This window comes from Aeribacillus sp. JST-2 (assembly GCF_056032925.1).
Window position 1 is genome coordinate 29631 of record NZ_JBVVUU010000011.1, and the last position, 24558, is coordinate 54188.

General features: G+C 40.9%; 26 protein-coding genes and 1 riboswitch. Of the genes, 23 read left to right on the top strand and 3 right to left on the bottom strand.

Annotated features, from left to right (window positions below; all coding sequences use genetic code 11):
- Positions 1–762 (top strand): diaminopimelate decarboxylase family protein (locus AC0KTX_RS07945; RefSeq protein WP_474251681.1); only part of this gene is annotated, 762 nt, incomplete at its 5' end.
- Between the two features lie 123 nt (positions 763–885).
- On the opposite strand, the gene AC0KTX_RS07950 is transcribed toward AC0KTX_RS07945, so the two are convergent.
- Complete coding sequence (locus AC0KTX_RS07950) at positions 886–1758, bottom strand: DUF1002 domain-containing protein (RefSeq protein ID WP_474251682.1); 873 nt, start codon at positions 1756–1758, stop codon at positions 886–888.
- Between the two features lie 172 nt (positions 1759–1930).
- On the opposite strand from AC0KTX_RS07950, the gene AC0KTX_RS07955 reads away from it, so the two are divergent.
- The 6 genes from AC0KTX_RS07955 (at position 1931) to AC0KTX_RS07980 (ending at position 6876) form a co-directional block, all read left to right on the top strand.
- Positions 1931–2368, top strand: coding sequence for a peptidylprolyl isomerase (locus tag AC0KTX_RS07955; protein ID WP_474251683.1), 438 nt, complete (start codon positions 1931–1933; stop codon positions 2366–2368).
- Between the two features lie 283 nt (positions 2369–2651).
- Positions 2652–2800: riboswitch (FMN riboswitch) on the top strand.
- A gap of 142 nt (positions 2801–2942) precedes the next feature.
- Positions 2943–4022 carry a bifunctional diaminohydroxyphosphoribosylaminopyrimidine deaminase/5-amino-6-(5-phosphoribosylamino)uracil reductase RibD gene (gene ribD / locus AC0KTX_RS07960; RefSeq protein ID WP_474251758.1) on the top strand — a complete coding sequence of 360 codons (1080 nt, stop codon included), beginning with the start codon at positions 2943–2945 and terminating at the stop codon, positions 4020–4022.
- Positions 4023–4036: 14 nt separating this feature from the next.
- Positions 4037–4684 carry a riboflavin synthase gene (gene ribE, locus AC0KTX_RS07965; protein WP_474251684.1) on the top strand — a complete coding sequence of 216 codons (648 nt, stop codon included), beginning with the start codon at positions 4037–4039 and terminating at the stop codon, positions 4682–4684.
- An 11-nt stretch (positions 4685–4695) separates the two neighbouring features.
- Positions 4696–5889, top strand: coding sequence for a bifunctional 3,4-dihydroxy-2-butanone-4-phosphate synthase/GTP cyclohydrolase II (locus AC0KTX_RS07970; protein ID WP_474251685.1), 1194 nt, complete (start codon positions 4696–4698; stop codon positions 5887–5889).
- A 17-nt stretch (positions 5890–5906) separates the two neighbouring features.
- A complete protein-coding gene (gene ribH / locus AC0KTX_RS07975) occupies positions 5907–6386 on the top strand; it encodes a 6,7-dimethyl-8-ribityllumazine synthase (protein ID WP_474251686.1) in 480 nt (159 codons plus the stop codon).
- 121 nt (positions 6387–6507) lie between these two features.
- Entirely contained in the window at positions 6508–6876 is a 369-nt protein-coding gene (locus AC0KTX_RS07980; protein WP_474251687.1) for a GNAT family N-acetyltransferase, read from the top strand.
- On the opposite strand, the gene AC0KTX_RS07985 is transcribed toward AC0KTX_RS07980, so the two are convergent.
- Positions 6877–7401: a DUF309 domain-containing protein gene (locus AC0KTX_RS07985; protein WP_474251688.1), complete on the bottom strand. Its 525-nt coding sequence runs from the start codon at positions 7399–7401 to the stop codon at positions 6877–6879.
- A gap of 175 nt (positions 7402–7576) precedes the next feature.
- Here AC0KTX_RS07985 and AC0KTX_RS07990 point away from each other — a divergent pair, with 175 nt between their 5' ends.
- The 16 genes from AC0KTX_RS07990 to AC0KTX_RS08065 all read left to right on the top strand — a co-directional run bounded on the left by AC0KTX_RS07990 (position 7577) and on the right by AC0KTX_RS08065 (position 22918).
- On the top strand, positions 7577–8344 hold the full coding sequence (locus AC0KTX_RS07990; RefSeq protein ID WP_474251689.1) for a segregation/condensation protein A: 768 nt from the start codon (positions 7577–7579) through the stop codon (positions 8342–8344).
- A complete protein-coding gene (scpB, locus tag AC0KTX_RS07995; RefSeq protein ID WP_474251759.1) occupies positions 8331–8906 on the top strand; it encodes an SMC-Scp complex subunit ScpB in 576 nt (191 codons plus the stop codon). Before AC0KTX_RS07990 ends, scpB begins: the two co-directional genes overlap by 14 nt.
- Before the next feature lie 293 nt (positions 8907–9199).
- Positions 9200–10330, top strand: coding sequence for a D-alanyl-D-alanine carboxypeptidase family protein (locus tag AC0KTX_RS08000; RefSeq protein WP_474251690.1), 1131 nt, complete (start codon positions 9200–9202; stop codon positions 10328–10330).
- Complete coding sequence (locus tag AC0KTX_RS08005) at positions 10327–10920, top strand: nucleoside recognition domain-containing protein (protein ID WP_474251691.1); 594 nt, start codon at positions 10327–10329, stop codon at positions 10918–10920. Before AC0KTX_RS08000 ends, AC0KTX_RS08005 begins: the two co-directional genes overlap by 4 nt.
- Positions 10920–11450 (top strand): spore maturation protein, encoded by a 531-nt coding sequence (locus AC0KTX_RS08010; RefSeq protein WP_474251692.1) that lies wholly within the window; start codon positions 10920–10922, stop codon positions 11448–11450. The genes AC0KTX_RS08005 and AC0KTX_RS08010 overlap by 1 nt, the downstream gene beginning before the upstream one ends.
- A gap of 201 nt (positions 11451–11651) precedes the next feature.
- Positions 11652–13382, top strand: coding sequence for an ABC transporter ATP-binding protein (locus tag AC0KTX_RS08015; RefSeq protein WP_474251693.1), 1731 nt, complete (start codon positions 11652–11654; stop codon positions 13380–13382).
- 185 nt (positions 13383–13567) lie between these two features.
- Positions 13568–14305 (top strand): pseudouridine synthase, encoded by a 738-nt coding sequence (locus AC0KTX_RS08020; RefSeq protein WP_474251694.1) that lies wholly within the window; start codon positions 13568–13570, stop codon positions 14303–14305.
- A gap of 108 nt (positions 14306–14413) precedes the next feature.
- On the top strand, positions 14414–14935 hold the full coding sequence (resA, locus tag AC0KTX_RS08025) for a thiol-disulfide oxidoreductase ResA (protein ID WP_474251695.1): 522 nt from the start codon (positions 14414–14416) through the stop codon (positions 14933–14935).
- 18 nt (positions 14936–14953) lie between these two features.
- The gene (gene resB / locus AC0KTX_RS08030; protein ID WP_474251696.1) at positions 14954–16582 is read left to right on the top strand and encodes a cytochrome c biogenesis protein ResB; all 1629 of its coding nucleotides are present in this window, start codon (positions 14954–14956) and stop codon (positions 16580–16582) included.
- Between the two features lie 27 nt (positions 16583–16609).
- Positions 16610–17785 carry a c-type cytochrome biogenesis protein CcsB gene (gene ccsB / locus AC0KTX_RS08035; RefSeq protein ID WP_474251697.1) on the top strand — a complete coding sequence of 392 codons (1176 nt, stop codon included), beginning with the start codon at positions 16610–16612 and terminating at the stop codon, positions 17783–17785.
- Between the two features lie 83 nt (positions 17786–17868).
- Positions 17869–18591 (top strand): response regulator transcription factor, encoded by a 723-nt coding sequence (locus tag AC0KTX_RS08040; protein ID WP_474251698.1) that lies wholly within the window; start codon positions 17869–17871, stop codon positions 18589–18591.
- Entirely contained in the window at positions 18588–20357 is a 1770-nt protein-coding gene (locus tag AC0KTX_RS08045; protein WP_474251699.1) for an ATP-binding protein, read from the top strand. The genes AC0KTX_RS08040 and AC0KTX_RS08045 overlap by 4 nt, the downstream gene beginning before the upstream one ends.
- Positions 20358–20408: 51 nt before the next feature.
- Positions 20409–20987: a cob(I)yrinic acid a,c-diamide adenosyltransferase gene (locus AC0KTX_RS08050; RefSeq protein WP_474251700.1), complete on the top strand. Its 579-nt coding sequence runs from the start codon at positions 20409–20411 to the stop codon at positions 20985–20987.
- A 99-nt stretch (positions 20988–21086) separates the two neighbouring features.
- Positions 21087–21644, top strand: coding sequence for an RNA polymerase sigma factor SigX (gene sigX / locus AC0KTX_RS08055; RefSeq protein ID WP_474251701.1), 558 nt, complete (start codon positions 21087–21089; stop codon positions 21642–21644).
- On the top strand, positions 21619–22728 hold the full coding sequence (locus AC0KTX_RS08060) for a hypothetical protein (protein ID WP_474251702.1): 1110 nt from the start codon (positions 21619–21621) through the stop codon (positions 22726–22728). The genes sigX and AC0KTX_RS08060 overlap by 26 nt, the downstream gene beginning before the upstream one ends.
- A 55-nt stretch (positions 22729–22783) precedes the next feature.
- Complete coding sequence (locus AC0KTX_RS08065; protein ID WP_474251703.1) at positions 22784–22918, top strand: hypothetical protein; 135 nt, start codon at positions 22784–22786, stop codon at positions 22916–22918.
- Here AC0KTX_RS08065 and serA read toward each other — a convergent pair.
- Positions 22909–24480, bottom strand: a complete 1572-nt coding sequence (serA, locus tag AC0KTX_RS08070; protein ID WP_474251704.1) for a phosphoglycerate dehydrogenase — start codon at positions 24478–24480, stop codon at positions 22909–22911. The genes AC0KTX_RS08065 and serA overlap by 10 nt on opposite strands.
- Positions 24481–24558 lie beyond the last annotated feature (78 nt).

Genomic DNA, 24558 nt, shown 5'->3' on the forward strand with positions numbered 1-24558 from the left:
AAAGCGATCGAGCGGGTGCTGAATCATCCTTCTTTCCATTTGCTGGGGATTCATTGCCATATTGGTTCGCAAATTTTTGATACAGAAGGATTTGTTTTGGCGGCTGGGAAGATTTTTGAAAAAATATCGGTATGGAAAGATCAGTATCATTTTGTTCCGCAGGTGGTGAATTTAGGCGGCGGATTTGGCATCCGCTATACGAAAGAGGATGAACCGCTGCCGATGAATGTTTATGTGGAGAAAATGGTCGAGGTCGTTATAGAACATTCCAAGCGGCTTGGAATTCCGGTTCCGGAAATATGGATAGAACCGGGCCGCTCGCTTGTCGGGGATGCAGGAACCACTTTATACTCCATCGGTTCGCAAAAGGAAGTTCCCGACGTCCGCCATTATGCTGCGGTGGACGGCGGAATGAGCGATAACATTCGACCGGCTTTGTATCAGGCGAAATACGAAGGAGCATTAGCCAACCGGATGAATGATGAGTGTTCGGAAGTTGTCTCCATTGCGGGAAAGTGCTGTGAGAGCGGCGATATGCTTGTTTGGGATTTGCCTCTTCCAAAGGTTGAGGCAGGAGATATTTTAGCCATTTTCGCCACTGGAGCTTACGGTTATTCAATGGCGAATAATTACAATCGGATCGCAAGACCTGCTGTTGTTTTTGTCGAAAACGGCGAAGCTAAACTTGTTGTCAAAAGGGAGACCTATGAGGATTTAGTCAGACTGGATTTGCCTTTAAAAGCAGAAGTTGGACAACGGTAGGGCGAAAATTTTCATCAGAACCCAATATGATAAAAGACCACAGAACTTCATTCATGAATTCTGTGGTCTTTTGATCTTTTGTGGGAATTTTCCTCTATTTTTTAGCCTCATTTCACCGAAAGGTTATTTGCCGGAGAAGAACGAAGCGATTGAATCAATGAGAGAGGAAAAAAAGTCTTTTAATTGCTGCAAAAAATTTTGTCCTTCTTCCGATTCGAGAAATTTTGAAATTTTTTCTTTTGCTTGATCAAGCTGCTGGCCGACTTGATCCCAGTCAATGTTTACATTAATCATATTATTGAATAAATTCATTAAATGGTTGATATCATCGTCTGAAAGTGTGATATTTAAGTCTTTTGCGGCATTTTCAATCATTTCCCTCAGCTCTTGATCATTACTCGGAACGCCGTTTTCGGAAAGTTGTTCTTTAACCTTTGCTATTAATGCCGAGGCGTTTTCCTCTCCAATTTTATCCCCGAGCTTTGCGGTTTCGACCAATTCTTGATTCGCCACTTTTTTCACATCTTCCGGGATTGCTTGATCGGTTGACACTTCATAAGCTTTCATAAGCCCTGTTAAAGCTGCAGTTCCGGAAACTTCGAAAGGAGCGGTGACATAAACGTTTGCATCCTTCACCCCTGCCGTCATCAAGGCATTTAAATACATTTCATCCGTCACCCAATTAATGTTATTTGTCTGAACTTCCAATCCGGAACCGCTTTTTTCAATTTGTATTTTGGAAGAAGAAATCGCCTTTGAACCAATTTGCGCTTTAGGGATGTAATCCCCTAAATATTTATGCTCTTCTTCATTGGTGACCGTCACGATTTGCGGATTTTCAGGCGCATTCATTTCCTTCAGCAAATCTTGTTTTTGCTGTTCCGTTAAGTCGCTGCCTAATGTAATGATGACATCGCCAACAGCGGAATCCGCAAATCCGGTTGAAGGAACCGCCAAGCTTAAGAAAAATAATATAGAGAACAAAAATTTTTTCATTGCCTAACCTCCTAAAAATATTGAAGAGATGATTTCAAGATTTTTTCAAACTTATGAAAGACGTTCATTTTAATATGACGTAATCAAACAGCAAAACGTTTCATTTTGGATTTTTCTTTTCAAGATATGATAAAATAGAGAGAAACTTTTTACAAGAAGGAGAACGGTTTTGATGGGCAAAAAAGGATACATATTGATGGAGAACGGGGAAAAAGTTGAATTTGAGCTTTTTCCGAATGAAGCTCCTAAAACAGTGGAAAATTTTGAGAAATTAGCCAATTCCGGTTTTTATGATGGTTTGACATTTCATCGGGTTATCCCTGGATTTGTCAGCCAAGGTGGCTGTCCGAATGGAAATGGCACAGGAAATGCAGGATATACCATTAAATGTGAAACCGATGGAAATCCTCACAAACATGTTACAGGAGCCATATCGATGGCTCATGCCGGGAGAGATACAGGCTCTTGCCAATTTTTTATTGTGCACGAACCGCAGCCTCATTTAGATGGTGTGCATACTGTCTTTGGACAAGTGACATCCGGAATGGAAACGGTGTTGAATATGAAAAACGGCGATGTCATGAAAAAAGTCGAAGTGTATGAGGAATAAATATTCTCGCTTTCTATCGGGAAAGGGAGGCTGAAAATGAAGATAAAAAACTGGCTGCTTTTTATTATCCTTCTCGTGTTAAGCCTTGTTTGGGGATTGATCTACTGGCTCTTCATCGAAAAATAAACAGGAACAGAATCGGAAGCATAGCTCGAGCCGTTTGCTCCCCGCCAAAAAGGAAGAGCCGTTTCATCTTCATTGATATAAAACCCTCCGGAGGATTTCGATCAAATACCTTGACAGGAGAAAATTGGAGGGGGATAATTGAATCACAATTGAATAAAACATCCTTCGGGGCAGGGTGAAATTCCCGACCGGCGGTGAAAAAGCATTTGCCTTTTAAGCCCGTGACCCGCATCGGCGGATGGCCTTTGCGGTGGATCCGGTGAGAATCCGGAGCCGACAGTATAGTCTGGATGGGAGAAGGATCACTGGAAGGTGGAGAGTATAAACTGTTGAAAAATAACAGGATTTATACTCTTATTTGAGCATGCCTTCTTTCATAATAGTGATCTATCATGCCCTAGGGAATGTCCTAGGGCTTTTTCATTGAAAGAAAAAAGGAGGTGTGCTGCTGTTGCATGATGAAAAATGGATGGAATTGGCGCTTCATTTAGCGAAACAGGGAACTGCGCAAACAAGCCCAAATCCTTTAGTTGGAGCTGTTGTTGTAAAAGATGGCGAAGTCGTTGGCTTTGGCGCGCATTTAAAAGCTGGGGAAGCGCATGCCGAAGTCCATGCTTTGAATATGGCGGGGGAAAAAGCAAAAGGTGCTACACTGTATGTTACACTGGAACCTTGCAGTCACTATGGAAAAACTCCGCCTTGCTGCAATCTCATCATTGAAAAAGGAATTCAAAAAGTAGTTGTGGCCACTTTAGATCCGAATCCTCTAGTCAGCGGCAATGGCGTGAAAGCTTTGCAAGCGGCTGGAGTAGAAGTGGAAGTAGGGATTTTGGCAAATGAAGGGGAACAACTGAACAAAGTTTTCTTTCATTTTATCCAAACAAAAACTCCGTTTGTCACGTTAAAATATGCTGCGACGCTTGACGGGAAAATCGCAACGAAAACTGGCGACAGCAAATGGATTACTGGTGAAGAGGCCAGAAAAGATGTTCACAGGTACAGAGAACGGCATGACGGCATTTTAGTTGGCGTCAATACAATTATAAAAGATAATCCCAGCCTCACCTGCAGACTTTCGGACCGGAAGAGAACACCGAAAAGAATTATTTTAGACACCCATCTTCGCATACCGTTGGAGGCAAAAGTATTGAATGATCAGGAAGCTGAAACATGGGTGATTTGCCAAGATGGGAAGTGCAAGAAAAAAGAGGAAATTGAGAAGCTGGGGGCAAAGGTGTTTCCTTTGCAGAATCAACTGGAAATCCCCGCAATATTAAAAATGCTTGGCGAACATGGCATTACATCCCTTTTTGTTGAAGGAGGAGCTATGGTTCATGCTTCATTTTTAGAGGCGAGGGCAGTGAATGAGTTAATTGTTTATTTTGCCCCGAAAATATTGGGTGATCAAGGCGGCCTTTCGGCTGTTAGCGGGAAGGAAGTTTTCAAGATGGAGGAAGCTTATCAGTTCCAAATGCAATCGGTAAGCAAAATAGGGGAAGATTTGAAAATTGTTTTTACGCCGAAATAAGGTGGTGAACAAAAATGTTTACTGGAATTATTGAAGAAATCGGCCGAATTAAAACAATTAAAGGTTCAAACAAAGCGGTGAAATTAGAAATTTACGCGAAAAACGTTTTACAAGATGTAAAGATAGGAGACAGCATTGCAGTGAACGGCGTTTGTTTAACAGTTACGGATTATCAAAAACATTTTTTTTCCGTCGATGTGATGCCGGAGACGATGGCAGCTACAACATTAAATACGTTAAAAGCCGGTTCAAACGTGAACTTGGAAAGAGCGATGGCTCTCGGCGACAGGTTTGGCGGTCACATCGTTTCAGGGCATGTTGACGGTGTCGGAACGATTGTCAAAAAGGAGAAATTGGAAAACGCAGTTTATTATGACATTCAGGCGCCGAAACAATTGCTCCGCTACATGATTTTGAAAGGCTCCGTCGCTGTGGATGGAACTAGTTTAACCATCTTTGGCTTGACGGACAATACATTTACGATCTCGATCATACCTCACACGTATTCGGAAACGATCATTGGGGAAAAAGAAACAGGAGACGTTGTCAATATTGAATGCGACTTGATCGGCAAATATTTGGAGAAATTTGTCTCGTTTAAAAACGAGCAATCGGCGATTACCAAAGATTTTTTGCAAAAGCACGGTTTTTTCAATGATTAGAGGTGATAAAAATGTTTCATTCAATAGATGATGCAATAGCGGATTTAAAACAAGGAAAAGTCGTCATCATCGTAGATGATGAAAACCGGGAAAATGAAGGAGATTTTGTCGGTTTGGCCGAGTTTGCAACGCCAGAAATGATTAATTTCATGATTACCCATGGAAGGGGCCTTCTTTGCGTTCCGATGACGAAACATCTTGCCGGGAAATTGCAGTTGCATCCAATGGTAGAATTTAATACTGATATACACAAAACAGCTTTTACCGTCAGCGTTGACCACAAGTCGACAAAAACAGGCATCAGCGCTTACGAACGGGCTAAAACCATTCAAGAGCTGATAGATCCGGAGGCAAAACCGGCGGATTTTAAAAGACCCGGTCATGTTTTTCCGCTCATTGCAAAGGATGAAGGTGTTTTCAAAAGACCGGGACATACAGAAGCAGCAGTAGATTTAGCAAAGCTTGCAGGCTGTGCTCCGGCAGGGGTGATTTGTGAAATCATCAATGAAGACGGGACAATGGCCCGGGTGCCGCAGTTAAAAAAAATTGCTGAAACTTTTCATTTAAAAATGATTACCATAAAGGATTTAATCCAATACCGAAAAAAACATGAAACATGGATGAATAAGGAAGTGGAAATTGAACTTCCGACAGCTCATGGCCATTTTAAAGCGATCGGCTACACAAGCCAGTTGGATCATAAAGAACATGTAGCGCTAGTGAAAGGAACGGTAAAGCCGGAGACCCCGGTATTGGTCAGAATTCATTCTGAATGTTTAACAGGAGATGTATTTGCTTCACACCGATGCGACTGCGGTCAGCAGCTTCACGCCGCCTTGCGGAAAATTGAAGAAGAAGGAAGCGGCATCCTTTTATATTTGCGCCAAGAAGGCAGGGGAATTGGTTTAATCAATAAATTGAAAGCATACAAGCTGCAGGAGCAGGGCTATGACACCGTGGAAGCAAATGAAAAACTAGGGTTTGATGCCGATTTAAGAGACTATGGAATTGCCGCTCAAATGCTGAAGGATTTGGGTGTGAATTATATTCGGCTTATGACCAATAACCCGAAAAAAATTGAAGGGCTCAAAGAATATGGTTTCACTATTTTAGAGCGGGTGCCGCTTGAAATGCCGGCAAATAAAGAAAACGAAAACTATTTAAAAACTAAAAAGACAAAATTAGGTCATTTATTGCATTTATAAAATAGGAGGGTATAAGGATGAATGTAAACAAATTTGAAGGACATTTAGCGGGACAAGGGTTAAAAATTGGAATCGTTGTATCCAGATTTAATGAATTTATTACGAACAAACTGTTGAACGGCGCCGTTGATGCCCTCGTTCGCCACGGTGTTTCGGCAAGTGATATTGATGTCGCTTGGGTTCCGGGAGCCTTTGAAATTCCCCTTATTGCTGAAAAAATGGCCGCATCGCAAAAATATGCTGCAGTGATTGCGCTTGGGACAGTCATTCGGGGTTCGACGCCGCACTTCGATTATGTCTGCAATGAAGCGGCCAAAGGGATTGCTGCTGCGTCCGTGAAAACAGGAGTTCCCGTCATATTTGGGGTTCTCACAACCGAAAACATTGAACAAGCGATTGAACGGGCGGGAACAAAGGCTGGGAACAAAGGATGGGATGCCGCTGTATCAGCTATTGAAATGGCCAATTTAATCAAGTCCCTTGATGAATCTTTTTGATAAAACGGTTTAAAAAACGCAGCAAAGTGTATATAATGTAAAAAGCAATATATCTTAAATAATAAATCCTAATCCTAACAGCTTTCATTTTTGAAAGTCATTGATTAATGAGGGATCTAACATGTTAGTTCGATACAAGAAAGCATTTGAAAAAATTGCAATGGGTTTGCTTTCATTCATGCCGAACGAAAAAGATTTAAAGCAATTGCAGCAAACCATCAAAACGTATGAAAATGAAGACAATTGGCAGCTTTTTCTATGGAAAGAAGAAGACATGATTGGTGTGATCGGCGTTGAATTAAAGGGCGATGATTTGGTCGAAATCCACCATCTTTGTGTCAATCCTTCCCATCGCCATGAAGGAATCGGCAAAAAAATGGTTCAGGCTGTAAAAGAATTATACAAAGGTAAACATGTGATTCCAAATGAACTCATTCAATCATTTTTTGAAAAATGTCAAGCTGAACAGCAGGAAAAAGAAGAGGATTGATCATCTTCTTCTTTTTTCTTTCTCCTTCAAGCTTGCCTTCCGCTCTAGAATGATGCTGCTGCGATCCCTTTTTTTATGTTTATGGATTAAATATTGATTAGATAAGTCGCTTTTTTCTCCCCATGTTTTTTTTCGTTCTCTTGCTGTGTTGAAGCAAATTTCCAGCAGTGCAGGATCGGAAATTGGCAATTGAATGCTTTTGTATGGCTTTTTTTGCTGAATGCCCTCAAAGGAATGTTCAAGTGTGTTTAACAGTTTTCCGCTGTCCAATCCGATCGTTTCGATAAACTGTTTTTCCTTTCTTAATATGCCGATGGCGTTTTTCATCATCCGATAGGCTCCTCTGAAGTTTTCCCGCCGATAGTGATAAAAACTTACCGCAACTTGAATTAGTCCGACCCAACCGGGTTTTCTTTCTTCTTTCGGATCCAATTTCCAAAGATGTTCAAGAACTTCATGACATTCAAAATAATCGCGGTCGCAATGAAAATGATACAAAAATTCAAGATATTCCTTCGGATACATATGGATTTTTCTCCTTCTTTCGATCTTCTTTATGCTTATAGTGTATTGGAAAGAACAAGAAAAAGAAAGCATTGATTTTGTTGAATCGGAAGATAAAAAATGTATTGGATTCCATCGTTTGATTGTTCTATACTAAAAAATAGCTCTTTTAATTCAAATAGGTGATGGTGTGGCAATGTATTTAGTCAAAATTGATGCATTTGAAGGTCCGCTTGATCTTCTGTTGCATTTGATACAACGTTTGGAAATTGATATATATGATATTCCCGTGAGCGAGATTACGGAGCAGTATTTGGAGTACATCCATACAATGCAGGAGCTTGAACTGGATGTTGCCAGTGAATATCTCGTCATGGCTGCCACTTTATTGTCGATTAAAAGCAAAATGCTGCTGCCGAGGCAGGAAAAGGAATGGCCTGATGATGAAGAGGCCGTTGTTGAAGAAGAACCAGACCCGAGGGAAGAACTCGTTTCTCGATTGATCGAATACAAAAAATATAAAGAAGCTGCTTTAAAACTGAAAGAGCTGGAAAATGAACGGGCACAAGTTTTTACAAAACCTCCGAGCGATTTAAGTGATTATATGCCTGAAAAAACGCCGCTTCCACCAAATTCGGATGTAACCGTTTATGATATGATAAGAGCTTTCAGAAAAATGTTGAGAAGAAGCAATATGGAAAAACCGCTGGAAAGAACGGTGGCAAAAGAAGAAATTCCGATCGAACAACGGATGAAGGAAATGATTTTTGAATTAAAAGCTTGCAAACAGAAAAAAGCTTTTCATGAATTTTTTCCTTCCAATCGAAAGGATATGCTGGTCGTCTCATTTTTGGCGCTGCTGCAGCTGATGAAAAACCGATATGTACATGTGATACAGGAAAACAATTTTGCTGAAATTTATATTTACGGGAGTGAAAAACTGGATGAGCTTGGGGATTATTGAATGGAAATCCATTCTGGAAGGACTGCTGTTTGCAGCAGGCGATGAAGGCCTCTCCATCAATCAATTGACTTCCGTTTTGGAGATCGATGAAATAACGGTCATGGAAATTATTGAAGAACTAAAGGAAGAGTATAAGAAAAAGGAACGGGGGCTTCATCTCGCAGAGGTGGCCGGGGTTTATCAGCTCACAACAAAAAAAGAACATGCACCGTATTTAAAAAGACTGGTAGAATCCCCATCCAACCAAACGCTATCGCAAGCTGCCTTAGAAACGTTGGCGATCATTGCTTATAAACAGCCCATTACCCGCATTGAAATCGAAGAAATCCGCGGCGTCAAATCGGAAAGACCGCTTCAAACCCTCACAGCCAAAGGCCTCATCAAAGAAGTGGGAAGAGCAGAAGGTGCAGGAAGAGCAATCTTGTACGGGACGACGAAAGAATTTCTGGAATATTTCGGCTTAAAAACACTTGAGGAGCTTCCTCCCTTAACAGAGGTGGAAGAAGAAGAATATATTCAAGAAGAAGCAGATCTTTTCTTTGAAAAATTAAATCAGCTGTAGAAAGGTTCTCATCAAAATTGTGGCTGTCATACAAAAAGTGTTTTGCCCAAGATTGGAAAAATTAGTCTCACTGCAAATGCCCCAACTTCCCAGAGAGGACGAAAAGACACCGACCGTTTCCGGAAGATGACATCCATAACAGCAAAAAGGCCATAGACATTCATTCATGGATTCTATGGCCTTTTATTTTTTTTAGTTGTTCTGTGTTCACATTAAAAAGAAAAATTCAATTCATACCGCTTCATTCTTTGCATAAACTTGTACAAAAAGAATAAAGGGACGTGAACGATCCTATGAAATGGTTGAATCAAATCATGGCAATCATCATCGTTTTCACGATCATTTTTTCCGATCATTCCAATTCACAGGCTGAAGAAAACATTGAAGTCAGTGCGGAAAGCGCGATTGTCATGGATCAAAACAGCAATAGGATTCTCTTTCATAAAAATGCGAATCAAAAAATGCGCATTGCCAGCATTACCAAAATTATGACGGCGATTTTGGCCATTGAATCGGGCAAATTGGATCAATATGTGACCGTGTCGAGCCGCGCCGTGCACACGGAAGGATCCTCCATTTATTTGCAAGAAAAGCAAAAGGTCAAACTAAAAGATTTAGTTTACGGCCTCATGCTGCGATCGGGCAATGACGCAGCTGTTGCAATTGCTGAATTTGTGGGGGGAAGTGTGGAAGGTTTTGTTTTCATGATGAATCAAAAAGCAGAGCTGATCGGTATGAGCAATACGGAATTTTCCAACCCGCACGGCTTGGATGACCATGAAAACCATTATTCAACTGCCTATGATATGGCGCTGTTGACCAAATATGCGATGGAAAACAAAACGTTTAAAAAAATATTCGGCACAAAAGAATATCATAGAGGCGGTTTTCATTGGAAAAACAAAAACAAGCTTTTAAACTTGTATGAATATTGTACGGGCGGGAAAACAGGCTATACGAAAAGAGCAAAAAGAACATTAGTGTCGACGGCGGCAAAGGACGGCCTGCATTTAATCTCAGTGACTCTGAATGCGCCTGATGATTGGAACGACCATATCTCCATGTATGATCATGCTTTCGGCAAGTATGAAAACGTCATGGTGAAAAAAGAAGGCTATTTAGATAACATTCATAATTCCATTTATCAAAACCATATTTTTTTAAACCGGGATGTTGTGCTGCCATTGACAAAAGAAGAAATGGCTTCAGTCACATTAAGGTTGTCTGTCATAAAGCCGAAAGAAGATTGGCGCGACCACCCGCAAAAAGCCCCGGCAAAAGTGGGGATGCTAAATGTTTTGATCAAGGACAAAATCATTGAAAAAGTGCCGATTTACTTTGACAACGGCCAAATCGAAAAACCGAACCGTTTCCTGAAAAATTTTCAAAGCATATTTTGGAAAGTGACGGGTGCATCGGCATGATTCATCTTATATGGGTTTTTTTAACGCTTGTCGGCGTTGTGTTTGCGATGTTCAATGGTACGATGGATGAAGTTAACAAGGCCATTTTTTCCGGAGCAAAAGAAGCTGTAACCATTTCTTTCGGCTTTATAAGTGTGCTTGTGTTTTGGCTCGGTTTGATGAATATAGCAGAAAAAAGCGGTCTTTTGGAAAAATTGGGGGTTTTGTTTAAACCAATGATGCGAAAAATTTTTCCGGACGTTCCTTCTGAACATCCCGCTATGGGCTACATGCTCTCCAATTTGCTGGCAAATATGTTTGGACTTGGAAACGCAGCTACTCCGCTTGGAATAAAAGCGATGGAGCAATTAAAAAAGCTGAATGGCAATAAAGATGAAGCTTCCCGCAGCATGATCACGTTTCTGGCTTTAAATACAACCGGGTTAACACTTGTTCCAACAACAGTCATTGCCATCCGCATGACCTATGGAGCGCATAATCCTACTGATATTGTCGCTCCGACCATTCTGTCAACTTTTTGCGCAACCATCGCTGCTATTTTCATTGACCGTTATTTTTACAATCTTCGAAAAAGAAAAGAGGAAAAATGATGGCGTTGATAAGTGCAGTTTCGATTTGGCTGATACCGCTCATCATCGGTTTCATATTGTTATATGGCACTTTTAAGAGAATTCCCACCTATGAAGCGTTTGTTGAGGGAGGAAAAGAAGGAATTGAGATTTCTTTTTCCATCATTCCTTATCTTGTCGGCATGCTTGTAGCTGTTTCTGTGTTTAGGGCATCAGGGGCCCTCGATTTTTTTATGGACATGTTAAAGCCGATTTTCCGAACGATCCATGTTCCTACGGAAATCGTTCCGTTGGCGCTGATTCGGCCGATATCTGGAACAGCTTCTTTAGGAATAATGAGCGATTTAATTTCCATTTACGGGGCAGATTCCTTGATCGGCCGGATTGCCTCTACCATGCAAGGAAGCACGGATACAACTTTATATGTCATTACTGTTTATTTCGGTGCAGTAGGCATCAAGCGGATGGGAGATGCCATTAAAGTCGGTCTGCTTGCGGACTTTGCCGCCATCATCTTTTCGGTAGTCATTGTGACAATCCTTTTCAATTAAAAAAAAGGAAGGATCGTTTTTTAAAAGATTTGTAGGAAGATAGGTTCGCAAATGAAAACATTATAAAAATAAATCCCCGATGCCTTTTTAAGGACATTCGGGGATTTCTATGTTGAAAAAAAAGAGAGTGATGTAAATTCGTTGCTTAAAAGGCACTATCAATTTTATAATGTGATCAATAAACATTTCGGAGGTTCCTTCATGATCCGCAGATTTTTTTCATTTTATTTACCGCATAAAAAATTGTTCATCATCGATTTTTCCAGCGCTGTTATTGTAGCGGTGTTGGAACTGGCTTTTCCGGCGGCGGTGCAGTGGTTTATTGACAAGCTGTTGCCAGGTGGGAATTGGCCGGTTGTCTTGCTTGTTGGCTTCGGATTATTGATTGTCTATATGATCAGCACTTTTTTGCAATACATTGTCAACTATTGGGGGCATAAGCTTGGGATTAACATTGAAACAGATATGAGGCAGAAGCTGTTCCAACATGTCCAAAATCAATCTTTTCGTTTTTTTGATAATACGAAAACGGGCCATATTATGAGCAGAATTACGAATGATTTGTTTGATATCGGCGAACTGGCTCATCACGGGCCGGAAGATGCCTTTATAGCTGTCATGACCTTTATTGGAGCCTTTTGGATAATGTTTTCCATTAATGTAAAATTGGCTCTCGTTACGATGATCATCGTTCCGTTTTTAATATGGGTGATTACCTTTTGCAATGTAAAAATGAATATGGCGTGGAAGCGGATGTACAGCGATATCGCTGATGTCAATGCTCGTGTCGAAGACAGTGTTTCGGGCGTTCGGGTTGTTCAGTCTTTTGCCAATGAAAAATATGAAATGGACAGGTTTACGATCAATAACCGCCGTTTTCGGAAAGCAAAGCTTGGCGGTTATAAAGTGATGGCCTTCAGCAATTCAGGAATATATTTCATGACAAGGTTTATTGTTCTTGTTGTTTTGGTTTATGGGGCATGGCTTTGCTATCGCCAGCAATTATCTTATGGAGAACTCGTTTCCTTTATTCTTTATGTCAATGTTCTATTTAAACCGATTGATAAGATCAGCGCGATCATGGAGCTTTATCCGAAAGGGATGGCGGGATTTAAACGGTTTATTGAATTGATGGATCAAGCGCCGGAAATTCAAGATGCGGAGGATGCCGTTGAAGTGTCAAATCTTCGCGGACATATCGCATTTGAAAATGTATCTTTTCGTTATGATAACCAGAAGCCTGTCTTACAAGGAATCAATTTCCATATCCGCGCAGGTGAAACCGTTGCATTTGTCGGTCCGTCCGGGGCGGGAAAAACGACGATTTGCTCTTTAATTCCGAGATTTTATGATGTAGATGACGGAAAAATATTAATAGACGGAATCGATATTCGCAACATGACGAAACAATCGCTCAGGTCGCAAATTGGCATTGTTCAGCAAGATGTTTTTCTTTTTACAGGCACATTGAGGGAAAATATTGCCTATGGAAAGCTGGATGCTACGGATGAAGAAATACAGGAAGCAGCAAGACGGGCGCATTTAGAGGAATTTATCGAATCTCTTCCAAACGGTTATGACACAGAAGTTGGCGAACGCGGTTTGAAATTATCAGGGGGACAAAAACAGCGGATTGCCATTGCCAGAATGTTTTTAAAAAATCCGCCGATCATCATTTTAGATGAAGCAACGTCTGCGCTCGATACCCAAACAGAACGCTCCATCCAAGAAGCGCTGGATGAATTGGCCAAAGATCGTACAACACTTATTATTGCCCATCGCTTGGCGACGATTCAAAATGCCGATCGCATTATCGTTGTCACAAAAGATGGAATCGCTGAAGAAGGGACGCATGATGAATTATTGAAAAAGAATGGGATTTTTGCTAATTTGCATCGCTTGCAATACGATCAGCAGGGAGTTGAAGCATAAATTCCTGTGCCGATTGTTGTCGATTGAATCGATTTATTTGACATATCTGCTGCTATAAACAGCAGGGAGCGCAAACCCTGCTGTTTTGTCTGTCAATTTTTCAAATGTTTTTTAAACAAAACATAAAATGCATTGAGCTTGTACAACATGTGGAAAGACGGTAATATTTTAGAGAGGTGAAAAGAATGGAGCGTTTGCAAAAAGTGATAGCTCGTGCGGGCATTGCTTCGAGGAGAAAAGCCGAGCAATTAATACTGGAAGGAAAAGTAACGGTGAACGGGAAAGTCGTAACTGAACTAGGAACAAAAGTCACAGACGATGACCGGGTGGAAGTGAACGGCCTTCCGGTTGAGAAGGAAGAACCTGTCTATCTTTTATTTTATAAACCGCGCGGGGTTATATCTAGTGTGAAAGATGACAAAGACAGAAAAGTCGTGACGGATTTTTTTCCGGAATATCCGCAAAGGATTTTTCCGGTTGGAAGACTAGATTATGATACATCAGGGCTTTTGATCATGACGAATGATGGGGAGTTTGCCAACCTGCTCATGCATCCGAGATATGAAATCGATAAAGTATATGTTGCAAAAGTCAAAGGCATTCCAGAAAGAAGGGAATTAAAAAAGCTGGAACAAGGCGTCATGCTCGAAGACGGAATGACAAAACCCGCCAAAATCAAAATGCTTTCATTGAATAAAAAGCAAAAAACGAGCATAATCGAATTGACCATTCATGAGGGAAGGAACCGGCAAGTGAGGCGAATGTTTGATAAAATCGGCTATCCTGTGTTGAAATTAAAAAGAGAGCGCTATGCCTTTTTAGACTTAAGAGGCCTTCAACCGGGAGGGTTTCGGGAGCTAACGCCGCATGAAGTGAAAAAATTGCGGGCGCTTGCAACATTCGGGCAACATGCAAAAATTTAAATACAACAATGCTCGTGCTGTCACACAACCGTCAAAATTATTTTTTAAATGATGTGGATATTCAATGATATAATAACAAGCGAATGAAAAACAAAGGGAGCGCTGCTTATGAAGAAGCGTCGATTGATCATACGAACAACCATTCTTGTTCTTTTAATCGGTGCATTAGGATACACATTGTATTCCAACTTTTTTATGAGCAAAGAAAAGGTGAAGGTTGGTTCAAAAGCGCCGGATTTTGCATTAATCGATTTGGAAGGCAAGAAACATCAATTTTCTGACTATCGGGGAAAAGGGGTATTTCTTAATTTTTGGGGCACTTGGTGCAAGCCGTGTGAACGCGAGATGCCTTACATAGAGAGGCAATATCAGCATTTCAAAAAACTTGGAGTAGAAGTATTGGCCGTTAATGTCGGCGAGTCTGAATTAGCCGTGGAAAAATTTGCGGAGCAGTACGGTCTCCATTTTCCGATTGTCATTGACAAAGATTTGCAAGTGCTGAATGCATATGGGGTTGATCCGTTGCCGACGACGTTTCTGATTGATAAAAACGGAAAGGTCGTTAAAATTTTGACAGGACCGATGACAGAACGAGATGTTTCTAACTATATGGAAATGATCAAACCTTAAAAAGTAGGAGTTTTCATTATGAAGAACATTAAATGTGAATGCGGCCATGTCAATTCGTTTGGGACGGTGCTTTGCGAGAATTGCGGCCGCACATTAGTGGAGGAAGAAAACGGAGCGGGAAAACTCTTGGATATGCGCTATGACGGAAGCGCGAGACGTTCGCAAACACATAAAAAAACAATCATCGATAAAATATGGAACTTCTTTTCTTCGGTTAAGGTCGGAGTTTGGCTGATTGTGATCACTTTAATCGCTTCCGCTATCGGAACGATTTTTCCGCAGGAAATGTACATACCGACCAATACGACGCCTGAACAATTTTACAAAGATGAGTATGGAATATTAGGCCAACTATATTATATTTTAGGATTCCATCATTTATACGGTTCATGGTGGTACATGACGTTGATCGCTTCCATCGGCATATCGCTGGTGATTTGTTCGCTAGATCGAGTGATCCCTTTATATCGGGCGTTAAAAAAACAAGGGGTATCCCGGCATGAATCGTTTTTAAGAAGACAGCGGCTTTTTAGCGAATCAAACGTACAGGATATTGAAAAAAACGTCGAAGCTGTAAAGCAAAAGCTGAAAATGCGGCGTTACCGGATTCGCGAAGAAAACGGAAACATTTTAGCTGAAAAAAATCGTTTTTCCAGATGGGGGCCGTACGTCAATCATATTGGGCTCATCATCTTTTTATTCGGAGCAATGCTCCGTTTTATCCCGGGAATGTATGTGGATGAAGTGCTGTGGCTTAGGGAAGGTGAAACAAAACAAATCCCTGGTACAAACGGTGAATATTTTTTGCAAAATCATCAGTTTATTTTTGAAACGTACAAAAAAGAAAAGGAAAAAGATGTTTTCCAAGAAGCGATCGAGCGTGTCGGTGACGGAGCGGTTGCAAAAAATTACCAGTCAGATGTCACCCTTTATAAAAAGGCAGGCGACAGCCTTCCAGGTGAAAAGCCAAAGCTGAAAAAGGAAAAAGATTTCAGCATCCGCGTCAATGAGCCGCTGAAATTTGAATCCTATTCGATTTATCAAGTGGATTATAAGCTGAACGAATTAAATAAAATGACTTTTAATTTAATCGATAAAAAAACGGAAAAAAGCTATGGGCAAGTGGTAATTGATTTATTGAATCCAAAAGAGAACTATGTTCTTGGAAATGGCTACAGTGTTCAAATTGCCAGCTATTTGCCTGATTTTTATTTTGATGATGAGGGGAAACCGTCAACTCGGACAAGGGTGCCGAACAATCCGGCATTTGTTTTCAAAATGATTGCGCCTGACAGACCGAAAGGTGAGACGAGTTTTGTTGCTATTCAGCAAACGATTGAGCCAAATGGCAATAATAAATATAAAATGAAGTTTGCAGGGGTTGAAACAAAAAATTTATCTGGACTTGTTGTCAGAAAAGATTCAACTTTATGGGTGCTTGCTTTAGGAGGAACCATTTTTATGATCGGATTGATTCAAGGGTTATATTGGCAGCATCGGCGCATTTGGCTGAAAGCTGATGGAAACAAAATTTATGTTGCCGGGCATACAAACAAAAACTGGTACGGTCTGAAGAATGAGTTTGCTTTTATTTTGAAAGGAACGGACATACAAATTCCGGTTGACCAAAAGCAATTGCAAAAATAAGAGCTTCAAAAGGCAGGAGGGAATGATGTGGCTGAGCTTAGCAGCAATTTATTATATGTAGCGTTTATTTTATATTTGATCGGAACTTTCTTTTTCGGCGGCTCGATCCGAGATAAACGGAGCAAAAGCGGAAAAAATAATAAATGGGCGCGCATGGGCATTGCTATAACGATTGTCGGGTTTTTGGCACAGTTAGGCTATTTTATTACAAGATGGATTGCCGCTGGACATGCGCCTGTTTCCAACTTGTTTGAATTTACCACATTCTTTGGTATGATGCTTGTAGGAGCGTTTATTATCATTTATTTTATCTATAAACTTTCTGCACTCGGTTTGTTTACGCTGCCGGTGGCACTATTGCTGATCGCCTATGCCAGCATGTTCCCGACGGAAATCAGCCCTCTCATTCCTGCTCTTCAAAGCGATTGGCTGAAAATCCATGTTACAACGGCTGCAGCAGGACAAGCCATTTTGGCAATCAGCTTTGTGGCGGGTGTTTTGTATTTAATAAAAGTCGTTGACCAATCCAAACCTAGCAAAAAAACGTTTTGGCTTGAGACAGTGATGTTTGTATTAGTTGCAACGCTTGCTTTTGTTCTTGTGACTACTGCATTTCGCGCAATGAATTACGAATCAGTGTTTAAATGGATTGATAAAAATGGACAAGAGGCGGAAATGGAATTTCATCTGCCGGCGCTTGTTTCGCCGCATGAAGGGGAGCTTTTAACAGAAGGACGTCTGGGGGGATTTGTGGAACTGCCGGCTATTCTTTCGGCAAGAAAAGTCAATACCGTTCTATGGTCAACGATTGTTGGACTCATTTTATACGGTTGCATCCGTCTCGTCTTGAAGAAAAGAATATCCGCTTCCCTAAAGCCTTTAACGAAAAATTTAAATTTAGATGTGGTGGATGAAATCGGCTATCGTTCCGTTGCCATCGGTTTTCCCGTCTTCACATTAGGTGCCTTAATTTTCGCGATGATCTGGGCGCAAATAGCATGGACGCGTTTTTGGGGATGGGATCCGAAGGAAGTATGGGCGCTTATCACTTGGCTTTTTTATGCGGCATATCTCCACTTGAGGCTGTCAAGGGGATGGCATGGAGAAAAATCCGCTTGGCTGGCTGTCATCGGTTTTGCCATCATTATGTTTAATTTAATTTTTGTTAATTTAGTCATTGCAGGTTTGCATTCATACGCATAAGGTGTTTTGGCTGACTCATGAGATGAAGCAATATCCACAATCCTTGAGTCAGCCTTTTTATGAATCGTTGAGGAGGGAAAGCTATGTCCGACAAACAGGAGTTCACTATTTTAATCGTTGATGATGAAGAAAGAATTCGCCGGCTGCTTAAAATGTATTTGGAAAGGGAAAGTTATCAAATCGATGAAGCCGATAACGGAGATGAAGCGCTGGAGAAAGCGCTCGCCAACGATTATGATCTTATCATTCTCGATATTATGATGCCCGGAATCGATGGAGTGGAAGTGTGCAAACAGCTGAGGGAAAAAAAAGCAACTCCTGTCATCATGCTGACGGCAAAAGGAGAAGAAGCAAACAGGGTTCAAGGATTTGAAGTCGGGGCAGATGATTATATCGTAAAACCGTTCAGCCCGCGCGAAGTCGTCTTGCGAGTCAAGGCCGTTTTAAGAAGATCATCGCAAACAAGCTATTTAAAAACAGACACCACTGCCAAAAATGTCATTGTTTTTCCGCATTTAACGATTGATCATGATGCCCATAGAGTGACGGCGGATGGGAAAGAAGTCAATTTAACGCCTAAAGAATATGAATTGCTCTATTTCCTGGCAAAAACGCCCGATAAAGTGTATGATCGGGAAAAGCTGTTAAAAGAAGTTTGGCATTATGAATTTTTCGGCGATTTAAGAACAGTGGATACGCATGTGAAACGGCTCAGAGAAAAATTAAATAAAGTTTCTCCGGAAGCAGCTAAAATGATTGTTACGGTATGGGGAGTAGGCTACAAATTTGAGGTTGTTGGTCAATGAGATTTTTGCGGAGCGTTGTCGGCAAGCTTTGGATCACCATTTTATTGCTAGTGACGGCAGTATTGTTTATTTTAACCATTTTGCTGCTGGAATTTATGGAAAACTATCATATAAAGGACGCAGAGCATGAGTTGAATCAGCTTGCCAATAAAGCAGCGATCATAATGGAAAACCACCAGGACCAGCAATTGGCCGGATCGATTGCAACAGAACTTTCCGATCAACTGACAAATGTTTACATTGTGAAAAACGGAAAAATGTATTGGCAGGCGCAAAATGGCCATTCTACCGGAACGAAACCTTCGTTAGATGAACTGTTAACGAGCAATGAACTGGCCAAAGTGTTGGAAGATCAAAAAAAAATCAGCTTGGTGAAAAGTTCTCTTAGCGGCTACAAAGGGAACCAGATGGATAACGAAATGATGATTGTAGGTGTTCCATACGATGCCGGCGGTATTTTTGTTGTGCAATCTTTATCGGCCATAAACGAAACAACGAAACAAACAACAAAGTATATTTTTATGGCGGCGTTTATCGCAATCATATTGACAACCATTTTTGCTTTCTTTTTATCAACCCGCATTACTTATCCTCTTCGGAAAATGCGGGAAGTCGCCATTGAACTGGCAAACGGAAAGTTTGATACAAAGGTGCCGAAACTGACAAACGATGAAATTGGCGAATTGGCCGTAGCGTTTAACCAAATGGGAAGACAATTGAAATTTCATATTAATGCGCTGCGCCAAGAAAAAGAACAGCTTGCCAACATTTTGAGCAGCATGGCAGATGGCGTGATCACTTTAAATATCGATGGAACCATTTTAGTCACCAATCCTCCCGCTGAACGCTTTTTGCAAGCATGGTATTACGAAAACGGCATGGATGTGAAAAAAGGGGAAGAACTCCCTCCTGCCATTCAAGAACTTTTCAAACAAGTGACGACAACCGATCGTGAACAGATTACCGAAATAAAACTGCAAGGCAGGACGTGGGGTGTAATCATGAGCTCCCTCTATAACCAAAACAGAGTTCGTGGTGCAGTGATTGTTTTGCGGGATATGACGGAAGAAAGACGATTAGATAAATTAAGAAAGGATTTTATCGCCAATGTATCCCATGAGCTGCGAACTCCCATTTCAATGCTTCAGGGGTACAGTGAAGCATTGCTCGATGATATTGCAGCAAGCGAACAAGAACGAAAAGAATTTGCTCAAGTCATTTATGACGAATCGCTAAGAATGGGCCGCTTAGTAAATGATTTGCTCGATATGGCAAGAATGGAGGCAGGACATATTTCCTTAAATATACAAAAAGTTTCCATTCATCCGTTTATTGAAAAAATCGTTCGGAAATTTCAAGGGATAGCTAAAGAGAAACAAATCCGACTTGAGTCTGAGATGCAAATCAAAAACGATTCTTTTTTCTTCGATCCCGACCGAATTGAGCAGGTGTTGACCAATCTCATTGATAATGCGATACGCCATACGGATTCAGGCGGCTTTGTCAAAGTGTTTGTTGCTTCAAAAGAAAACAATTTGAAAATCGATGTCCAAGATTCGGGAAAAGGAATAAGCGAAGAAGATCTCCCCTTTGTATTTGAACGGTTTTATAAAGCGGACAAAGCGAGAACCCGCGGCAGAGCGGGGACTGGCTTGGGGCTAGCCATTGCCAAGAACATTGTCGAGGCCCACTGCGGCGTCATTCAAGTGCACAGCAAATTAAACGTTGGAACGACTTTCAGTTTCATATTGCCGCAAAAATCATAAAATTTTGCTGAATTTTATTGTTTCATCTGAAACGGATTGGAGGCGCTCAAGATGAATTTATATACACGAACGGGTGATCAAGGCAAAACGAGCATGATCGGCGCCCGCGTCGATAAAGATGATCCGAGGATTGAAGCTTATGGAACGATTGATGAACTGAATTCTTTTGTCGGTTTTGCAAGGACGTTTTTAAAAGATGACATGTTTCGTGATATTGAGAAAGAACTTGAAAAAATTCAGCATGAACTGTTCGATTTGGGTTCAGACCTTTCGGTTGTATACGAAAAGCGGACGAAGCCGTTTAAAACAACGGAGGAAATGGTTCGTCACTTAGAGGAACGAATTGATCAGTATGTTGAAGAAGCTCCTCCTCTAGAAAAATTTATTTTGCCCGGAGGCTCACAGGCAGCAAGTATTCTCCATGTCGCAAGAACGATAGCGAGAAGGGCGGAACGGATCATTGTCACTTTAAGAAAACAAATGAGCATACATGAACCAGTATTGATTTATATGAACCGCCTGTCGGATTATTTTTTCGCCGCTGCACGGGTTGTCAATTTCCGTTTGAAAACAAAAGATGTTGAATATGAACGCAGCGCGATTGTATTTAAAACAAAGAAAAAGAAATGAATGATTTACATGAGAGGGTCAAACGTTGCTTGGCCCTTTCTTTTTACTGTAACAAAACAAGGAATTGGTGCGACAAATTGATTGAACGGAGGATACACCATGGATGAATCCTTTCAGAGATTATACGAAAAATATCATCAAGATATTTTTCAATTTTTATTTTATATGGTAAAAGATCGTGAGCTTGCTGAAGATTTAATGCAGGAAGTTTACATAAAGGTATTGAAATCGTATTCGAACTTTGAAGGCAGAAGCAGTGAAAAAACATGGTTGTTTTCCATCGCCCGTCATGTAGCAATTGATTATTTTAGAAAACAAAAAACTCTCCGTCAACGAATTTCGGAAAAATTGGAATTAGAACAAGTCCTCATTGTGGACAAAGATCCCCTTCCAGAGGAAATCGCCGAACAAAAGGAGGATATTCAATTACTCTATAAAGCGCTGCAGCATTGCAATTTGAATCAGAGATCTGTTTTAATTTTGCGCTTTTTAAAAGATTTATCCGTTTCCGAAACAGCCGAAGTGCTAGGCTGGACTGAAAGCAAAGTGAAAACAACTCAGCACCGCGCACTGAAAGCGCTGAGAGCCTATTTGGAAAAAGTGAAGAGGGAACAGGAGGTCAATACTACCCATGAAAAACTATCGGTTGAACGATGAGCAGCTTAAAAAATGGATCAGCGACCTGCCAAAAATAAAAGATTCTCGCAGTTCAGCGGAAATATGGGATGGAATTCTGACGAAAAAAAGAAAAAAAGCGAAACAAACGTTGTTCGTCTCCTTCTTTTGTACTGCAGCTCTGGCAGCGGCTATTTTTTTATTTTTCTTCGGACGCTTCAATTCTATTGAAGATAAACCTCCCAATGACAACTCGAAAATGAGCGACCTTGGCAAAGAGGAGAAAAGAGATGGAATGAAGGAAACTTATGCCAATCGCACCATTGTACCGAATTCCACAAGCGAAAAAATTATAACGGTCGGGCTATTAGATAAAAGCAAACAGCATGTGATTCCGCTCAGTTTTAAAGGCAGCGGCCAAGAGCCTGTCATAAAACAGATTGATGATGTCATAAAGCAAATGGATTTGGCGCATTTTGGCCTGGATGCTTTTCGCTTTCAAGACGAAAACTTTCGCCAGCACAACGGAAATGAAGTTACGGTGGATCTCAGCCAAACGAACGTCAAGGAATATTTTCAAAATGAAAAAAATTTGACAAACGTTTTGAAAGAAACGTTTCGCTGGCAAAATTTCGAAAAGATGCACTTATTTTCGAGAGTCAGCGGCGGAAATTTAGAAAAGGCATCTGAAATACCGATCAAAAAACTGTTGAAAAAAGCTTATTTTTTATTTATGCCGAAAGAGGGGCGCAAATGGTTATTAGTTCCATCTGAAAAAGAATACCGCTCGATTGGCGATGCTGTGGCTGCGATGCAAAGAGAAAGCGAGGAAGGATTATTGCCGTCGATTGACCGAGCATTTCAGATTGAAAAACTGAATGGAAAGGGCGGAATATTGACGGTAACGTTAAAAAATACCGAGAAAATATCCAATTCTGACAAAACGCTTGCTGCGATCGAAGCCATTCTGATGACGGCGAAAGAATTTGGATTTAAAAGAGTAAAGTTTGAAGGAATTCCGGCCTACAAAATTGGGAACATCGACATAACAAAACCGGTGGAAGTGCCATTTTCCCCTAATTTCGTGGCAGAACCAAAAAATAAGGCAAATGACGGTAATAATTAGAATCGGACCATCATAAAAATCAAAAATGTGAGAAAAATTAAGGAGGAGCTTTGACGTGCTGGATTTTTTCAGAAGATTGTGTATTGCTGTCATTATGGGGCTTTTCGTCGGCCTTTTATTTTTAGGAGGAATGAAAACAGGCAATCCAGGGGGATCGGAACCCCCCAGCACCTTTAAATATTATAAATGAATGGTTCTTGCCGTCACAATGTCATCCAATTGGACCAACTCTTCAATCAGTGAATCGTTAATCGGCTTGTCGCAAGTTAAGATCATAATAGCTTCACCGCCGATGTTTTTGCGGCCAACTTGCATTGTCGCAATGTTTACATCATGATCTCCCAAAACTCGTCCCACCCGGCCGATGACTCCTGGTTTGTCGACATGTTCTACATATATGACTTCGCCAGCCGGAGGAAAATCAATGTCAAAACCGTTCAATTCTACAATTCGTTCTCCGTAATTCGGAATATGAGTTGCCTTGGATGAGAAAGTGCGGTGGTCTCCTTCCACTTGAACGGTAATGCAATTTGAATAACCGGAACCGTTTGACGCTATTTTTTCGCTGAAGCTGATGCCGTGTTCCTTGGCGATTAAACCTGCGTTGACTTCATTGACTGTCGAATCAACTCGCTCGCCTAAAAACCCTGCCAAAAAAGCTTTTGTAATAAACGATGTTTCGAGTTCTGCCACCGTTCCCTCGTAAACAATGCCGATTTGATGAACAGGTTCTTTCATGTATTGGGAAGCAAGCTGTCCAAGTTTTTTCGCCAGTCGATAATAAGGCTGGATTTTTTCAAAAATGTCTTTTGTTAAAGTCGGCAAATTAATGGAATTGGACACTGGTTTTCCTTGCAAAAATTTCAATACTTCATCCGCCACTTGTGAAGCAACATTTAATTGGGCTTCCTTTGTCGAAGCACCTAGGTGCGGCGTGACAATGACTTGATCAAATTCGAGCAGCTTTCTGTTTACAGGCGGCTCGACTTCAAATACGTCAAGAGCTACACCTTTTACATGACCTTTTTCTAAATAATAAATTAAGGCTTCTTCGTCAATAATTCCGCCTCTTGCACAGTTTAGCAAATAAACACCCTTTTTCGTTTTTCCGATGTTTTCTTTGCCAAGTAAACCTCTTGTCTCTTTTGTCAACGGCGTATGCACTGTAATAATATCAGCGTTTTCTAAAACTTGATCAAGAGTGCAGCTGTTTACACCCATTTTTTCTGCCCGGTCTTTTGTTAAAAATGGGTCATAGACCAGCACGTTCATACCGAAAGCTTTTGCTCTTTTCGCGATTTCACTGCCAATGCGGCCCAATCCGATGATTCCAAGGCTTTTTCCATAAAGCTCCGTTCCGAGAAATGCGGAGCGGTTCCATTCACCAGATTTGACCGAAACGTTAGCTTGCGGAATATGTCTGACGAGTGATGCCATCATGGCAAACGTATGTTCAGCTGTAGAAATTGTATTGCCATCTGGTGCGTTGATGACGACAACACCGTGCTTAGTGGCAGCTTCAATGTCAATATTGTCAACGCCGACCCCTGCCCGCGCCACAATTTTTAAGTTAGGCATTTTTTGAAAAACTTCTTCTGTTACTTTTGTTGCGCTGCGGACAAGCAGGGCATCGTATTTTTCTAAATCATCCACTTCATTAATTTTTTTCTGTACGACATGAATATTGTCATCGTTTAAGAGCGGAGCTAATCCGTCGCTAGAAATTGAATCAGAAACAAGAACATGAAACATTGCAAATGATCCCCCTAATGAAAAAATTAATATAAAATGAAAAGTTCGAACAATTTTATCTTAACGATAAATGAATCT

Excerpts from the sequence above, each read along its gene's own strand:
- AC0KTX_RS07950 (WP_474251682.1), bottom strand. The coding sequence starts at position 1,758 with ATGAAAAAATTTTTGTTCTCTATATTATTTTTCTTAAGCTTGGCGGTT.
- AC0KTX_RS07955 (WP_474251683.1), top strand. The coding sequence starts at position 1,931 with ATGGGCAAAAAAGGATACATATTGATGGAGAACGGGGAAAAAGTTGAA.
- ribE (WP_474251684.1), top strand. The coding sequence starts at position 4,037 with ATGTTTACTGGAATTATTGAAGAAATCGGCCGAATTAAAACAATTAAA.
- AC0KTX_RS07970 (WP_474251685.1), top strand. The coding sequence starts at position 4,696 with ATGTTTCATTCAATAGATGATGCAATAGCGGATTTAAAACAAGGAAAA.
- ribH (WP_474251686.1), top strand. The coding sequence starts at position 5,907 with ATGAATGTAAACAAATTTGAAGGACATTTAGCGGGACAAGGGTTAAAA.
- AC0KTX_RS07980 (WP_474251687.1), top strand. The coding sequence starts at position 6,508 with ATGTTAGTTCGATACAAGAAAGCATTTGAAAAAATTGCAATGGGTTTG.
- AC0KTX_RS07985 (WP_474251688.1), bottom strand. The coding sequence starts at position 7,401 with ATGTATCCGAAGGAATATCTTGAATTTTTGTATCATTTTCATTGCGAC.
- AC0KTX_RS07990 (WP_474251689.1), top strand. The coding sequence starts at position 7,577 with ATGTATTTAGTCAAAATTGATGCATTTGAAGGTCCGCTTGATCTTCTG.
- AC0KTX_RS08000 (WP_474251690.1), top strand. The coding sequence starts at position 9,200 with ATGAAATGGTTGAATCAAATCATGGCAATCATCATCGTTTTCACGATC.
- AC0KTX_RS08005 (WP_474251691.1), top strand. The coding sequence starts at position 10,327 with ATGATTCATCTTATATGGGTTTTTTTAACGCTTGTCGGCGTTGTGTTT.
- AC0KTX_RS08010 (WP_474251692.1), top strand. The coding sequence starts at position 10,920 with ATGGCGTTGATAAGTGCAGTTTCGATTTGGCTGATACCGCTCATCATC.
- AC0KTX_RS08015 (WP_474251693.1), top strand. The coding sequence starts at position 11,652 with ATGATCCGCAGATTTTTTTCATTTTATTTACCGCATAAAAAATTGTTC.
- AC0KTX_RS08020 (WP_474251694.1), top strand. The coding sequence starts at position 13,568 with ATGGAGCGTTTGCAAAAAGTGATAGCTCGTGCGGGCATTGCTTCGAGG.
- resA (WP_474251695.1), top strand. The coding sequence starts at position 14,414 with ATGAAGAAGCGTCGATTGATCATACGAACAACCATTCTTGTTCTTTTA.
- resB (WP_474251696.1), top strand. The coding sequence starts at position 14,954 with ATGAAGAACATTAAATGTGAATGCGGCCATGTCAATTCGTTTGGGACG.
- AC0KTX_RS08040 (WP_474251698.1), top strand. The coding sequence starts at position 17,869 with ATGTCCGACAAACAGGAGTTCACTATTTTAATCGTTGATGATGAAGAA.
- AC0KTX_RS08045 (WP_474251699.1), top strand. The coding sequence starts at position 18,588 with ATGAGATTTTTGCGGAGCGTTGTCGGCAAGCTTTGGATCACCATTTTA.
- AC0KTX_RS08050 (WP_474251700.1), top strand. The coding sequence starts at position 20,409 with ATGAATTTATATACACGAACGGGTGATCAAGGCAAAACGAGCATGATC.
- sigX (WP_474251701.1), top strand. The coding sequence starts at position 21,087 with ATGGATGAATCCTTTCAGAGATTATACGAAAAATATCATCAAGATATT.
- AC0KTX_RS08060 (WP_474251702.1), top strand. The coding sequence starts at position 21,619 with ATGAAAAACTATCGGTTGAACGATGAGCAGCTTAAAAAATGGATCAGC.
- serA (WP_474251704.1), bottom strand. The coding sequence starts at position 24,480 with ATGTTTCATGTTCTTGTTTCTGATTCAATTTCTAGCGACGGATTAGCT.